Origin of the sequence: Micromonospora craniellae (genome assembly GCF_014764405.1) — a bacterium.
Taxonomy (GTDB): domain Bacteria; phylum Actinomycetota; class Actinomycetes; order Mycobacteriales; family Micromonosporaceae; genus Micromonospora; species Micromonospora craniellae.
Genome location: NZ_CP061725.1, coordinates 6,530,164 through 6,544,849 on the forward strand (window position 1 = coordinate 6,530,164; position 14,686 = coordinate 6,544,849).

Consider the following 14,686-nt stretch of genomic DNA (forward strand, 5'->3'; position numbering starts at 1 on the left):
CTTGGCGAGAGCGAGGCGTGATGGCACAGCCGACGGCGCGGATCGGCCGCACCGACCGACGGTGGGTGAGGTGACCGTGCGAGTCAGCCCGACCGGCCGGTTGTTCGGCGAGATGTTCTGGCGGCAGCGCCGGGACACCGCGCTCTGCACCGCCTTCTGGTCGCTGCACCAGGTGTGCGAGGCACTGGTCCCGGTGGCCATCGGCCTGGTCATCGACCAGGCGGTGAGCACCGGGTCGACCTCGGCGATGATCTGGTCCGTCCTGGGGATCTTCGCGTTGTTCACCGCGCTGACCATGGGCTGGCGGTCCGGGTTCTGGTTCCTGTCCAGGGCGGTGACCGAGGAGTCGCACGTCCTGCGGATGCGCGTGGTCCGGCGACTGCTCGGCGGGCAGGGCATCCGCACCGGCCGGCAGAGCGGCGAGCTGCTCTCCATCGCCACCTCCGACACCCAGGCCGCCGCCGACTCACTGGAGTTGGGCAGCCGGGTGGTGTCCGCGCTGCTGGGGCTGGTCGTCTCCACGATCGTCCTGCTGCGGATCGACTGGACGCTCGGGCTCGGGCTGGTGATCGGCATCCCGGTGCTGGTGCTGGGCCTGCACGCGCTCGGGCCGCTCGTGGAACGCCACACCTCGGCGCAGCAGCAGGCCATCGGCCGGGCCGCCGCGACCGCCTCGGACCTGCTGCGCGGGCTCCGACCGCTGCGCGGCTTCGGTGGCGTCGACGAGGCGTCACGGCGCTACCGCACCGCCAGCCGCACCTCGCTGCGCGCCAACGTCGGCGCGGTCAAGGCCGGCGCCGCGTTCGTCGGCGTGTCGACGTTCACCACCGGCCTGCTGATCACCGTCGTGGCCGCCCTGGCCGGCTGGTTCGCCCTGGAGGGGCGGATCACGGTCGGGCAGCTCATCACCATCGTCGGCCTGGCCGCCTTCATCACCGACCCGGTGCTGAACCTGGCCGACTGCGTCTTCCGGCTGGCCACCTCGCGGGCCAGCGCGGCCCGGGTCGCCGAGGTGCTGGCCGCGCCCGAGCGCGCCTCGTCCGGCGTACGGGCGGCGCAGCCCGGTCCGCTGGTCCTCGACGAGGTGCACACCCCGGGCCTGGACGGCGCCAGTCTCGTGGTGTGGCCCGGGGAGATGCTCGGGGTCGTCACCGGGCAGACCAGCACCGCCGACGACGTCACCGACCTCCTGGCCGGAGCACGGGCACCGGAGCGGGGCGAGGTGACCCTGGCCGGCACGCCGGTACCGGACCTCGACGTCGCCTCGCTGCGTCAGGTGGTGCTCGTCGAGCCGCACGCGGTCGACCTGTTCGGCGGCACTCTGCGCGAGGTACTGCAGAGCGGCGACGACCGGGACGACGCCGCGCTGCGACAGAGCATCGCGGCGGCCTCCGTCGACGACCTGCTCGCCGAGGGCGGCCCCGGCCTGGACCGCGAACTGCTCGACCACGGGCTGAACCTCTCTGGCGGGCAGCGGCAGCGGATCGCCCTGGCGCGGGCGCTGCTCGCCGACCGGCCGGTCACCGTCTTCCGCGACCCGACGACCGCGGTCGACGCGGTGACCGAGCACGCCATCGCCGAGGGGATCCGCTCCCGCCGGGCCGGGGACGCCCGGGCCACCGTGCTGGTCACCACCAGCGCGCCCCTGCTCGACCGGTGCGACCGCGTCGTCTTCCTCGACGCCGGGCGGGTGACCGCCGTCGGCCGGCACCGGGACCTGCTCGCCCAGTCCGCGTACGCCGAGGTGGTCCTGCGATGAGCGCGACGACGATCCTGCCGGTCGCCTCCGGCCGGGTGACCGTGGCCACGTTCTGGCGCAACCTGCGCCGCTGTCCGTTGCTGGCCTGGGCGTCGGTCGTGACGTCCGTCGCGGCGAGCGGCGCGGCGGTGGTGGTGCCGATCCTGCTCGGCCGGCTGGTCGACCTGGTCGTCGCGGGTGGCAGCGTGGACGCGCTGCTGGCGACCTCGGCCTGGATCCTCGGTGCCGGCCTGATGGCCGCGGTGCTGACCGGCGCCTCCCGGTGGCTGGTCACCGAGTGGGGCATGCGCGCCTGCGCCGACCTGCGGGAAGAGGTGCTCGACCGGGCCCTGCGGATGGACTCGGCCCGGCTGGAGAGCGCCGGGTCCGGCGACGTCGCCTCCCGGGTGACCGGGGACGTCGAACAGGTCGCCGACTCGATCCGGCTGGCCGCGGGGATCTTCACCGCCCTGGTCACCGTCGTCATCACGTTCGCCGGTTTCGCCACCCTCGACTGGCGGATCGCGCTCGCGTTCCTGATCGTCTTCCCGGTGCACGTGCTGAGCCTGCGCCGGTTCGTGCCCCGCGCCAAGCGGCTCTACGCCGCCGAGCGGGAGGCGGCGGCGGTCCGTACGCAGAGCCTGCTGACCACGTTCACCGGCGCCCGGACGGTGCACGCCTACGGCATGGCGCAGCGGCAGGGCCAGCGGGTCGACGGGGCGTCGCGCAACGCGGTCACGGCGCGCCTGCGGGCCGTCCGCGGGTTCCTGTGGTTCGCGAACATGATGAACTACGCGGAGGCGATCGGCCTCACCGCCGTCCTGCTCACCGGCTTCCTGCTGGTCCGGGCGGGTGAGAGCAGCGTCGGTGACGTCACCGCCGCCGCGCTGCTGTTCCACCGGCTCTTCGGCCCGCTCGGCATGCTGCTGATCTCGTTCAACGACGTCCAGTCGGCCGGTGCCGCGCTCGCCCGGCTGGTCGGCATCACCGGACTCGACGTGCCGGAGTCCCGCGCGCGTGCCGGCGACCGGCCGGCGGGCGGGATCGGCGCCAAGGCGATCGGGCACCACTATCCCGGCGGGCCCACCGTGGTCCACGACGTCTCCGTGGAGATCGCCGAGGGCGAGTCCCTGGCCGTCGTCGGTGAGAGTGGTGCCGGCAAGACGACGCTGGCGGCCATCCTCGGCGGGGTGTTCCCGGCCGCCGAGGGCGAGGTGCTGCTGGGCGGCCGACCGATCGCCGACCTGGATCCGGCGGAGCTGCGTCGCACCGTCGGCGTCGTCACCCAGGAGGTGCACGTCTTCGCCGGTACTCTCGCCGACGATCTGCGGCTGGCTGCGCCGGACGCCGCCGAGGAGCAGCTGTGGGAGGCGCTGCGGCTGGTCGGTGCCGACCAGTGGGTCGCCGCGCTGCCGGAGGGGCTGCACACCCGGGTCGGCGAGGGCGACCACCCGGTCACCCCGGGGCAGGCGCAACAGGTGGCGCTGGCCCGGGTCGCCCTGCTCGACCCGCCGATCGTGGTGCTCGACGAGGCGAGTGCCGAGGCGGGCAGCGCCGGTGCCCGACAACTGGAGCTGGCCAGTGCCGCCCTGGTGCGGGGCCGTACCGCCGTGGTGGTCGCGCACCGGCTGACCCAGGCGCAGAGCTGTGACCGGATCGCGGTGATGGCGCACGGGCGGATCGTCGAGCTGGGCACCCCGGAGGAACTCGTCGCCGCGGGCGGCCGGTACGCCGAACTCTGGGCGGCCTGGCAGCGCTGAGAGACGCGGCCACCCGGATGAGCGCCGCGGTGGAACCGGTCGCGGACGGCTCGGCGCAGGGCGTCGAGCCGCCTCCGTCGACCAACTCCGCCGTGTGCGCGCCGCAGACACACAGGTCGGGGTCGCTCAGGCGACGGGTCGCTCCGCCCGGCCCGCCCAACGGCCCCGCACGTGGCCGATATGCGCCCGCATCAGGCGCTCCAGGCCGACCCGGTCGCCCGCCTCGATGAGGTCGAGCAACTCGATGTGCTCCCGCGCGGACGGCACCAGCTCCCCGGTCTCGGCGAGCCGGGTGAGCCCGAACAGCCGCGACTTCGCCCGCAGCTCACCGACGAGCGAGACCAGGTGGCTGTTGCCCATCAGGGAGAGCAGTTCCAGGTGGAACTGCCGGTCGTGCTCGATGTACGCGATCAGATCCTTCTCCGTGGCCACGTCCACGATCCGCTGGGCGAGCGGTCGCAGCCGGGCCAGGTCCTCGGCGGTGGCGACACCGATCACCTTCACCGTGGTCGGCACCTCGATCAGCTGGCGGATCTCGGTGAGGTTGTCGAGCTCCTTCTCGGACAGCTCGGTGACCCGGAAACCCTTGTTCCGCACCGTCTCGACCAGGCCCTCCTTGACCAGGTCGAGCATCGCCTCACGGACCGGTGTGGCGGAGACGCCGAGTTGGGCGGCGAGAGTGGGTGCGGAGTAGACCTCGCCGGGGCGCATCTGCCCGGACACCAGCGCCGCCCGCAGGGCGTGTGCGACCTGGCCGCGCACGCTCGGGCGCGCTCCCAGGGCCGGCAACTCCAACGAGTCAGTCATCACACCACAGCCTCCATAACCGGACATCGTAGGCGGGGCCACCGGCGGCCGGCGTGCGCTGCCCGGCCGGACACGCGACACCACGGGAGGTCAGCTCCGGGCGGGCGCGACGGCCACGGTGTGCAGGGAAGTGTAGAAGTCCTGCGCCGCCTTGCCCTGCTCGCGGCCACCGAAGCTGGAATCACGTTCGCCACCGAACGGCAGGTAGAAATCCACGCCCGCGGTCGGCGCGTTGACCTTGATCTGTCCCGCCGCCAGCCCGTCGGCGAAGCGGAGCGCGACGTCCAGGTCGGCGGTGAAGACCGAGGCGGTGAGCCCGTACCGGACATCGTTCGCGGCGTGCAGCGCCGCGCCGGCGCTGTCGACCCGGCTCAGCGCGCAGATCGGCCCGAACACCTCCTCCCGGTTCAGCAGGTCCTCGGCGGGCAGGTCGGCCACCACCGTCGGGGCGACGAACCAGCCCCGCTCCCCCACCGCCCGGCCGCCGGTGAGCAGCCGGCCACCGGCGGCGACGCCGCGCTCTGCCGCGTCGAGCACCCGGGTCCGCGCCGCCTCCTCGATCACCGGCCCGACGACGGTCTCCGGCGCCGTGGGATCGCCGCACGCCAGCGCGTCGACGGCGGCGACCAGCGCGTCGGTGAAGTCGGTCGGGTCGCCCACCACGATGATCCGCTTGGTGGCGGTGCACTTCTGCCCCGCGTAGCCGAAGGCCGCGTAGGCGACCTGCCGGGCGACGGATTCGACGTCGGCGTCCGGGAGGACCACCGCAGGGCTGTGGCCGCCCATCTCGCACTGCACCGGCACCCCACGGGCCACGGCGGCCGACCCGACGGCGGCTCCCACCAGTGCGGATCCGGTGAACGAGACGACATCACCCGCCTCGACGACCGCCTGGCCCGCCTCGGCGTCGCCGGGCAGCACCGTCAGGAGCCCGTCGGACAGGTGTGGCGTGATCAGCTCGGCCAGCCGCATCGCGCACGCCGTCGCCTGCGGCGCCGGCTTGAGCAGCACGGCGTTGCCGAAGGCCAGCGCCGGCGCGGCCTTCCACAGCGGGATGGCCAGCGGGAAGTTCCACGGCGTGATCAGGCCGGCGACTCCGCGCGGCCGGCGCCGGGTGTACGCCAGACCCCGGCCGCCGCTCGGGTCGTGCACCGCGCCGGTCGGGTCGTACACCTGCTGGGCGTAGTACCGCAGCAGGGCCACCGACCGGGCCGCCTCACCGCGCGCCTCCGTCACCGGCTTGCCCACCTCACGGACGACCAGCTCGACCAGCTCGGCCGCGTTGGCCGCCACCGCGTCGGCCGCCGCGTGCAGGGCGGCCGACCGTTCCCCGGGCGGTGCCGCAGCCCAGCCGGGCTGCGCCGCTCGGGCCGTCTCGGCGGCCTTGGCGACATCTGCGGCAGCGGCGGCAGGGACCGAGACGACGGCATCGGCCGGGTTCTGTGGGGAGGCGGACACGACGACGGACATGGCAACTCCAGTACTGGTCAGAGCAGGAAGCCGGTAGGGAACGGGTCGGTGGGGTCGAGGAAGTACTGGGCGGTGCCGGTTATCCAGGCCCGGCCGGTGACCGTCGGCACCACGGCCGGGCGGCCGGCGACGGTGGTGCGTTCGAGCAGCCGGCCGACGAACCGGCTCCCGATGATCGACTCGTTGACGAAGTCGGCGTCCAGCGCCAACTCGCCCCGGTCGTGCAGTTGGGCCATCCGGGCCGAGGTCCCGGTACCGCAGGGCGAGCGGTCGAACCAGCCCGGGTGGATGGCCATCACATGCCGGGAGCGCCGGGCGTCCGACCCTGGAGCCGCGAGGTAGACATGGTGGCAGCCGGTAATCGCCGGATCCTCTGGATGTACCGGGTCGATCTGCTCGGTGACCGCGTCCATGATGGCCGACCCGGCGTCGAGCATGCGTTGCCGGGTGCGCGCGTCGGTCGGCGTGAAGGGAATACCCAACTGGTCGAGGCCGAGGATGGCATAGAAGTTGCCGCCGAAGGCGAGGTCGAGGGTGACCGGGCCCAGCCCGGGTACCTCGACCGTCGCGTCCAACTCCTGCACGAAGGCGGGTACGTTGCGCAGCGTCACCGACTCGGCGTGCCCGTCGCGCACCGCCACCTCGACCACCACCAGCCCGGCGGGGGTGTCGAGCCGGATCACGGTGACCGGCTCGGTGACGGTCACCATGCCGGTCTCCACGAGGACGGTGGCCACCCCGATGGTGCCGTGCCCGCACATCGGCAGGCACCCGCTCACCTCGATGAAGAGCACCCCCCAGTCGGCGTCCGCCCGGGTGGGCGGTTGCAGGATCGCGCCGCTCATCGCGGCGTGCCCGCGCGGCTCGCACATCAACAGGGTGCGGATGTGGTCGAGGTGCGCGATGAAGTGCCGCCGGCGTTCGGCCATCGAACCGCCGGGGATCACACCGACGCCGCCGGTGATCACCCGAGTTGGCATGCCCTCGGTGTGCGAGTCGACCGCATGGAACACCCGGCTGCTGCGCATCGCCTACCGCCCTTCCGTCACCGGCCGGCGGCCGCTACCGCCTTCTCGGTGGCCTCCCGGACAAGGCGCTCGTGCTCCTCGGTGAGCGGCACCCGGGGCGGCCGGCACGGCCCGCCGTAGCGTCCGACGATATCCATGGAGAGCTTGATCGCCTGCACGAACTCGGTCTTCGAGTCCCACCGCAGCAACGGGTGCAGCGCCCGGTAGAGCGGCAGCGCGGCGGCCAGGTCGCCGTCGGCCGCGGCGTTGAACAGTTGCACGCAGGCCCGGGGCAGCGCGTTGACGTACCCGGCGATCCAGCCGGGCGCGCCGGCGATGGCGAGTTCCAGCGTGACGTCGTCGGAGCCGGCGATCAGGTCCAGGCCGGGGGCCGCCTCGGCGAGTTCGTAGGCGCGGCGGACGTCGCCGGTGAACTCCTTGACGCCGACGATGAGGCCCTCGCCGTGCAGGCGGGCGAGCAGATCCGGAGTGAGGTCGACCTTGGTGTCGATCGGGTTGTTGTACGCCACCACCGGCACGCCGACCTTCGCGACCTCCCGGTAGTGCTCGACCACGGCCCGCTCGTCGGCACGGTAGGCGTTCGGCGGCAGCAGCATCACGGCCGGGCAGCCGGCTTCGGCCGCGTCCTCGGCCCAGCGCCGGGCCTCCTGCGCACCGTAGGCGGCGATGCCGGGCATCACGGTGAAGCCCTCGGGTGAGGCCTCGACCGCGACGCGGACCAGCGCGCTGCGTTCGGCGTCGGTGAGGGTCTGGTACTCGCCGAGCGAGCCATTGGGCGTGACCCCGTCGCATCCCTCTTCGGCCAGCCAACGGACGTGTTCGGCGTACCGGTCGAAGTCGACGGCGAGTTGGGCGTCCAACGGCACCGTCGTCGCCACCAGCACGCCGTGCCATGGTCTCAATCGTGCAGCCATCGAATACTCCTTATCCATCGACCGCGACGGGTCCATTCTGTGCCGTGTGACATGGACACCGGTCGCCGTCACCGCGGCGGGGAGCCAACAGTGAGACGTACAATGTCACACTACAACAGCGCAACTGCTTCCAGCCCGCAACGCCCCGAGGTGCACATGCCCGGAACCGCTCCCGCGCCACCCCCGGATGCCATGACCGCCCAGCGACACCGGCCCTCCCATGCCTAGCCACGCCCCCCGCGCGGGAACCCCCGGCCCGGCCGACCTGGTCGTCGTGGGCGCGGGAATCGTGGGCGCCGCCTGCGCGTACCACGCCAGCCGAGCCGGCTTGTCGGTGACCGTCGTCGACAGCGGACCGATCACCGGCGGGACCACCGGGGCGGGCGAGGGAAACATCCTCGTCTCGGACAAGGAACCGGGCCCGGAACTCGACCTCGCGCTCTACTCCAACCAGCAGTGGCGGAGCATGGCAGACCTGCCGGTGGACGGCACGACGTTCGGCCGGCTGGTAGAGCTGGAGACCAAGGGCGGCCTGGTGGTCGCCGCCGACCAGGCGTCCCTGGACGGCCTGGCACGGCTCGCCACGCAGCAGCGGGACCTCGGAATCGAGGCGGCAGCCGTGCCCGGGGATCGGCTACGGGAGTTCGAGCCGCACCTGACCGACGACGTCGCCGGTGGCTACCGATACCCCCAGGACCTGCAGGTGCAGCCCATGCTCGCCGCCGCGCACCTGCTACGGCTGGCCCGCCGGTCCGGTGCCACGGTGCTGCCCCACGAACCGGTCACCGGTGTCCTGCGGGTCGGCGAGCGGGTCGTCGGCGTGCGAACGCCCCGGCGCGACATCCCCGCCGCAGCCGTACTCAACGCCGCCGGCACCTGGGCCGGGAAGATCGCCACTCTGGCCGGCGTCCCGCTCCCGATCGCGCCGCGACGCGGCTACATCCTGGTCACCGAGCCACTCCCGCCAGTCATCCGACACAAGGTGTACCTCGCCGACTACGTCGCCGACGTGGCCAGCGACTCGGCCGACCTGCAGTCGTCGACGGTGGTCGAGGGCACCCGGGCCGGCACCGTTCTCATCGGCGCCACCCGGGAACGGGTCGGCCTCGACCGGAGCATCTCGGTGCCCGCGTTGCGGCAGCTCGCCGCCGGCGCGGTCCGGCTGTTCCCGTTCCTACGCGACGTCGCGGTGATCCGCGCGTACCGCGGCTTCCGGCCGTACTGCCCCGATCACCTCCCGGTGATCGGCGCGGATCCGCGCGCGCCGGGGCTGCACCACGCCTGTGGCCACGAGGGCGCCGGCATCGGCCTCTCCCTGGGCACCGCGCGGCTCATCACGCAGGGCCTGATCGGCGAGCCGCCCGAGATCGACCTGAGCCCGTTCCGCCCCGACCGCTTCGGCCCGGAGGTGCCCCGATGAGCCACCCCGACCAGTTCGAGATCTTCCTCGACGGCACGCCGCTGCCCTGCCGCGACGGCTGGACCGTCGGTGCCGCGCTCACCGCCGCCGGGATCCGGTCCTGGCGGGGCACCCGGCACGCCGAGCGGCCCCGTGGCCTGTTCTGCGGCATCGGGATCTGCTTCGACTGCCTGGTGACCGTCAACGGGCAACCCTCGTTGCGGGCCTGCCTGGTGCCCGCCGCCCCCGGCGACGACGTCCGCACCCAGCAGGGAGCGGGCCGGTGACCACGCAGCGCGTGGATGTCGCGGTGATCGGTGCCGGGCCGGCGGGGCTGGCCGCCGCCCTGGCCGCGGCCGAGGCGGGGATGAGCGTCGCGGTCGTCGACGCCGGCGTACGCCCCGGCGGGCAGTACTGGCGCTCCCCGGCACCCGGTGCCGGCCCGTTCCGGCCGGCCGCCCTGCACCACGGGTGGACGCGGTTCACCTCGACCGACACCCGACTGTCCGAGCTGGCCGACGCCGGCCGGGTGCTCCGGCTGGCCGGGCACCACGTCTGGTCCGTCGTGCCGGCCGGCGACCAGTGGTCCGTTCACTGTGTCGTGGGGGTCGAGCCCCGGCAGCACGGCACACCCGCCCCGGTCACCGTGCACGCCCGGCGACTCGTCCTCGCCACCGGCGCGTACGACCGGCAACTGCCCTTCCCTGGCTGGGACCTGCCGGGTGTGCTCACCGCCGGTGGGGCACAGGCGCTGCTCAAGGGGAACCTCGTCGTGGCCGGGCAGCGGGTGGTCGTCGCCGGCACCGGGCCGTTCCTGTTGCCGGTCGCCGACGGCCTCGCCCGGCACGGCGCTCAGGTGGCCACGGTCGTCGAGGCGAACAGCCCGCTCGCCTTCGCCCGGTTCCCGCACACGCTGCTCGGCGCGGCCGGCAAGCTCGGCGAAGCCTCCGGGTACGCCGGGCGGCTGCTGCGGCACCGGGTCGCCGTGCGGTACCGGCACGTGGTGCTGCGGGCCCTCGGCACGGACCGGCTGACCGGTGTCGTCATCGGCAGGGTGGACCGCGACGGCCGGGTGCGGGCCGGCACCGAACGGCGGATCGACTGCGACGCGCTCGCCGTCGGCTGGGGGTTCACCCCGCAGCTCGAACTGGCCCTCCAACTCGGTTGCGCGACCCGACTCGACGTCGACCAGAGCCTGGTGGTGACCGTCGACGACAACCAGGCGACCAGCGTCGGCGGGGTCTGGGCGGCAGGTGAGGCCACCGGCGTCGGTGGCGCCGACCTCGCGTCGGTCGAGGGCCGGATCGCCGGCCTGGCGGTGGCCGCGGCGCTCGGCGCGGATGCGGTGCCCGTCGACCGGGCGCTGCGCCGGCGGCGCGCCGCTCTGCGGCGCTTCGCGACCGCCATGCACCAGGTCCATCCGATCCCGGTGGGCGTGCTCGACGAGTGCACCGACGAGACGCTGGTCTGCCGGTGCGAAGAGGTGAGGGCGGGTGAGATCCGGCGGGCAGTCGTGGAGCTGGAGGCGACCGAGGCGCGCATCGTCAAGCTGCTCGCCCGGCCCGGCATGGGATGGTGCCAGGGCCGGGTGTGCGGCTTCGCCACCGCCTGCCTGACCGCCCGGCACGCCGGCCGGGCCGTCGCCGAGCCGGACCTGCGGGCCTTCGCGGACCGACCGATCGCCGCACCCACCCTCCTCGGGGAGCTCGCGACGCCCGACGGCGACGCGCGCCCGGACGGCGATCGGGGGTAGGCGGGCGCCGGGATCCCCGCCCGGCCGTCCGGGCCGGGTGTCGGCTCCCGGCCGCGACGGTCAAGGAGGAACTTGACGGGGCTCGACAGACCGGCCCCGAGCAGCGGAGCCGATCTCGGCGCGGACGACACGAACGCCCAGCAAGGCAGCGATGTTAGCGTTAACAGAACCTTGTTTTCTGCAGGTTTCGTCCGCCGCACTTTACCGTGTCGTAGGGATTGACGGCCCGAAAGTTAGCGTTCACACTCGCTGGCAATCAGGGATTGCATCGCCAGCGCTGCCCCGGGACGGGCGCTGACCACCCGGGCCGAACTGACACCGCCAGCGGATCCGCCTCGGACCACCGAGAGGCAGGAGCTGGCCGAGCCGTACTTCCAGCTGAAAGGACGATCCCAAGTGGCTGATTCCGTTGAGTTTCCGGTAAGTCGACGTCAGGTGCTGCAGGTCTCGGCTGCCGGTGTGGCCGCAGTGGCCACCGCGGCCGCGTTCCCGGCCGGTGCACAGGCGGCACCGGCCGCCGGGGTGGCTACCGGTCCGACCACTCTGGGCGTGACGTCGGCCGACCCGGGTCCCGGTGGGACCGCTCCGGTGCGGCCGTTCCAGTTGCGTGACGTGCGGCTGGGTGACGGCCTGCTTCAGGAGAAGCGGGACCGGATGAAGAACTACCTCCGCCAACTGGACGAACGCCGGTTCCTGGTGTTGTTCAACAACCAGGCGGGTCGGCCGAATCCGGCGGGCGTGACGGCGCCGGGTGGCTGGGAGGACGGTGGCCTGCTCAGCGGCCACTGGGCCGGGCACTTCATGACCGCCCTCGCCCAGGGATACGCCGACCTCGGTGAACCAGTCTTCAAGAACAAGCTCGACTGGATGGTCGGCGAACTCGCCGCCTGCCAGGCGGCCATCACCGCCCGGATCGGTGGTGGCGATCCAGGAGGTGAGGACCCGGAGGAGCCGGAGATCGGTCGGGTCACGGGCCGCTTCGGTAGCGGCCTGCGCCTCAACGGGCCGAGCCGGGCGGAGCACGTCGCCCTGCCACAGGAGGCGATCAGTCAGCTCACCGATTTCACGATCGCGACGTGGGTGAACCTCGCGGCGACGCAGAACTGGAGCCGGCTGTTCGACTTCGGCCAGAACAGCACGGTCAACATGTTCCTCACCCCCCGCGCCGGTACGACCGGCAACGCACCCAGGTTTGCGATCACGGTCGGCGGCAGCGGCGGCGAACAGCAGATCAACGGCACCACCGCGTTGCCCACCAACCAGTGGGTGCACCTGGCCGTCACACTCACCCAGAACACCGGCACCCTGTACGTCAACGGCGTCCAGGCCGGCCAGAACACGAACATGACGTTGAGCCCGGCGAACCTGGGGAATCCCGGCAACCGGTGGATCGGGCGGTCGCAGTACGGCGACGCGATGCTCAACGCCACCATCGACGAGTTCCACATCTTCGACCGCGCGCTGAGCGCGCAGGAGGTGGCCTCCCTCCAAGGCTCCCCCGCCGGCAGCACCGGTGGCGGGTCGATCGCCTGGTACCGGTTCGAGGAGGAGGGCGGGTCGACGATCCTGGACTCGTCGCCGAACGGCCGTGACGGCGGAATCGTGGCGTCACAGAGCGGCGGGGATGAGTTGTGGGTGCCGACGCACCCGGGCTACCTGGGGGCGATTCCGGAGGACGCGGTGTTGCGGCTGGGTCCGCCCCGGTGGGCGGTGTACGGCAGCAACGCGGCCACGAACACCTGGGCACCCTGGTACACCCAGCACAAGATCATGCGAGGTCTGCTCGACGCGTACTACCACACCGACAACGCCACGGCGCTCGACGTGGTGACCAAGATGGCCAGCTGGGCGAACCTGGCGTTGACGATCGGGGACAAGAACCACCCCGGCTACCCGGGGCCGATCACCCGGGACAACCTGAACTACATGTGGGACCTCTACATCGCCGGCGAGACCGGCGGCGCGAACGAGGTGTTCCCCGAGATCTACGCGCTCACCGGCGACAGCCGGCACCTGGAGACCGCCAAGCTGTTCGACAACCGGGAGTCGCTCTTCGACGCCTGTGTGGAGAACCGGGACATCCTCGTCACCACCCCGGCCACCAACCCGGGCCGTCGCCGCCCCGACCGGCTGCACGCCAACTCGCACGTGCCGCAGTTCGTCGGCTACCTGCGCGTCTACGAACACAGCGGCGACAGCGAGTACCTCCAGGCCGCCAAGAACTTCTACGGCATGGTGGTCCCGCACCGGGCGTACGCCAACGGGGGCACCGGCGGCAACTACCCCGGCTCGAACAACAACATCGAGCTGTTCCAGAACCGGGGCAACGTCGCCAACTCGATCGCCCAGGGCGGTGCCGAGACCTGCACCACGTACAACCTGATCAAACTCGCCCGCAACCTGTTCTTCCACGAGCAGGACCCAGCGTACCTGGACTACTACGAGCGGGGCCTGATCAACCAGATCGCCGGGTCCCGCGCCGACACCACCACCGTCGGCAACCCGCAGGTCACCTACTTCCAGCCGCTGACCCCCGGCGCCGCCCGTGGCTACGGCAACACCGGCACCTGCTGCGGCGGCACCGGCATCGAGAACCACACCAAGTACCAGGAGACGATCTACTTCAAGTCCGCCGACGACTCCACCCTCTGGGTCAACCTGTACGTGCCGTCGACCCTGACCTGGCAGGAGAAGGACCTCACCGTCGTACAGGAGACGGTATACCCCCGCCAGGACCACACCCGACTGACCATCGACGGCAGCGGCCGGCTGGACCTCAAGCTCCGCGTACCGGCCTGGGCGCAGAAGGGTTTCCAGGTCAGCGTCAACGGTGTCGCCCAGGACCACACCGCCACCCCGGGCAGCTACCTGACCCTGAGCCGCACCTGGCGCTCCGGGGACACCGTCGACATCCGGATGCCGTTCAGCATCCGCATCGAACGCGCCATCGACCGCCCCGACACCCAGGCCGTGTTCTGGGGACCGGTGCTGCTGCAGATCCTCGGCAACCCCGGCGGCGGCGCCTTCCGGGAGCTGTCGCTGTACCGCCACCTCAAGCGCGATGGCGACTACAGCCGGGCGGCGATCACCCCGAGCAGCACCACGGCCGCCGGTGACCAGGTCTTCGCCTCGCAGGGATTCACCCTGCGGCCGTACTACGTCGCCGACACCCAGGCCGCCTCGTCGTACTTCCGGCGGGTCGAACCCACGGTCGTGTTCGGCAGCATCGACACCGGCGTACCCAACCACAAGCGCAACGACGGCCTGCCCGCGTACGACGTCCCGGTCAGCGGCGTGCCGTCACCCGGCACCGACGGTCCGACCTTCCTCGACCTGCTCTGGGACGAGGCGCCGTTCGCCAGCCACGGTCAGTTCGTCACGACCGTCACCCGCATCGCCGACGCGTTCGTCGACGCAGACGTCTTCACCGCCGCGCAACGCGACCGGATCGTGGCCGACGCCACCCGGGCGAGGGCCGACCTCGACCCCGGTACCTCGTTCGACGTCGAGGTCACCGCGAAGACGCAGCGCATCGGCGGCAACGCCTACGTCTCCGTATCCGCCCGCAACGCCGACGAGGTGCCGCTCACCATCGAGCTGGTCACCGCCTTCGGCTCGCGTACGGTGACCGGCGTCGCCCCGGGCAAGACCGCCTTCCAGCAGTTCAACACCCGCAGCACGGCGGTACCGGCCGGCACCGCCACCGTCCGTGTCACGGGCACCGTCGACGGCGAGGAGATCACCACCGAGATCGAGGCGCCGTACCCGGCCTCCAGCGCCAGCTGAGCGCTCCGCCCTCAGCGGTGGCGGTGCCCGC

General features: G+C 72.5%; 10 protein-coding genes. 6 read left to right on the forward strand and 4 right to left on the reverse strand.

The genetic code is table 11. The annotated features are described in order from the left end of the window. The first annotated feature begins 70 nt into the window (after positions 1 to 70). Both ID554_RS29795 and ID554_RS29800 read left to right on the forward strand, forming a co-directional pair. Positions 71 to 1,759, forward strand: coding sequence for an ABC transporter ATP-binding protein (locus tag ID554_RS29795; protein ID WP_158573693.1), 1,689 nt, complete (start codon positions 71 to 73; stop codon positions 1,757 to 1,759). Continuing rightward, a complete protein-coding gene (locus ID554_RS29800; RefSeq protein ID WP_117226959.1) occupies positions 1,756 to 3,498 on the forward strand; it encodes an ABC transporter ATP-binding protein in 1,743 nt (580 codons plus the stop codon). The genes ID554_RS29795 and ID554_RS29800 overlap by 4 nt, the downstream gene beginning before the upstream one ends. 126 nt (positions 3,499 to 3,624) lie before the next feature. On the opposite strand, the gene ID554_RS29805 is transcribed toward ID554_RS29800, so the two are convergent. The 4 genes from ID554_RS29805 to ID554_RS29820 form a co-directional block, all read right to left on the reverse strand. After that, positions 3,625 to 4,305: a GntR family transcriptional regulator gene (locus ID554_RS29805; RefSeq protein ID WP_199489145.1), complete on the reverse strand. Its 681-nt coding sequence runs from the start codon at positions 4,303 to 4,305 to the stop codon at positions 3,625 to 3,627. Positions 4,306 to 4,395: 90 nt separating this feature from the next. Further along, on the reverse strand, positions 4,396 to 5,775 hold the full coding sequence (locus tag ID554_RS29810) for an aldehyde dehydrogenase family protein (RefSeq protein ID WP_117226957.1): 1,380 nt from the start codon (positions 5,773 to 5,775) through the stop codon (positions 4,396 to 4,398). Between the two features lie 17 nt (positions 5,776 to 5,792). Further along, positions 5,793 to 6,803 carry a proline racemase family protein gene (locus ID554_RS29815; protein ID WP_117226956.1) on the reverse strand — a complete coding sequence of 337 codons (1,011 nt, stop codon included), beginning with the start codon at positions 6,801 to 6,803 and terminating at the stop codon, positions 5,793 to 5,795. 17 nt (positions 6,804 to 6,820) lie between these two features. After that, positions 6,821 to 7,717, reverse strand: coding sequence for a dihydrodipicolinate synthase family protein (locus tag ID554_RS29820; RefSeq protein WP_117226955.1), 897 nt, complete (start codon positions 7,715 to 7,717; stop codon positions 6,821 to 6,823). Positions 7,718 to 7,937: 220 nt separating this feature from the next. Here ID554_RS29820 and ID554_RS29825 point away from each other — a divergent pair, with 220 nt between their 5' ends. The 4 genes from ID554_RS29825 (at position 7,938) to ID554_RS29840 (ending at position 14,655) form a co-directional block, all read left to right on the forward strand. Further along, positions 7,938 to 9,137 carry an NAD(P)/FAD-dependent oxidoreductase gene (locus ID554_RS29825; RefSeq protein WP_117226954.1) on the forward strand — a complete coding sequence of 400 codons (1,200 nt, stop codon included), beginning with the start codon at positions 7,938 to 7,940 and terminating at the stop codon, positions 9,135 to 9,137. Next, on the forward strand, positions 9,134 to 9,403 hold the full coding sequence (locus ID554_RS29830; protein WP_117226953.1) for a (2Fe-2S)-binding protein: 270 nt from the start codon (positions 9,134 to 9,136) through the stop codon (positions 9,401 to 9,403). The genes ID554_RS29825 and ID554_RS29830 overlap by 4 nt, the downstream gene beginning before the upstream one ends. Continuing rightward, positions 9,400 to 10,869, forward strand: a complete 1,470-nt coding sequence (locus tag ID554_RS29835) for an FAD/NAD(P)-dependent oxidoreductase (protein ID WP_223884343.1) — start codon at positions 9,400 to 9,402, stop codon at positions 10,867 to 10,869. The genes ID554_RS29830 and ID554_RS29835 overlap by 4 nt, the downstream gene beginning before the upstream one ends. Before the next feature lie 396 nt (positions 10,870 to 11,265). Beyond that, a complete protein-coding gene (locus ID554_RS29840; protein ID WP_117226952.1) occupies positions 11,266 to 14,655 on the forward strand; it encodes a beta-L-arabinofuranosidase domain-containing protein in 3,390 nt (1,129 codons plus the stop codon). The last annotated feature ends 31 nt before the right edge of the window (positions 14,656 to 14,686 follow it).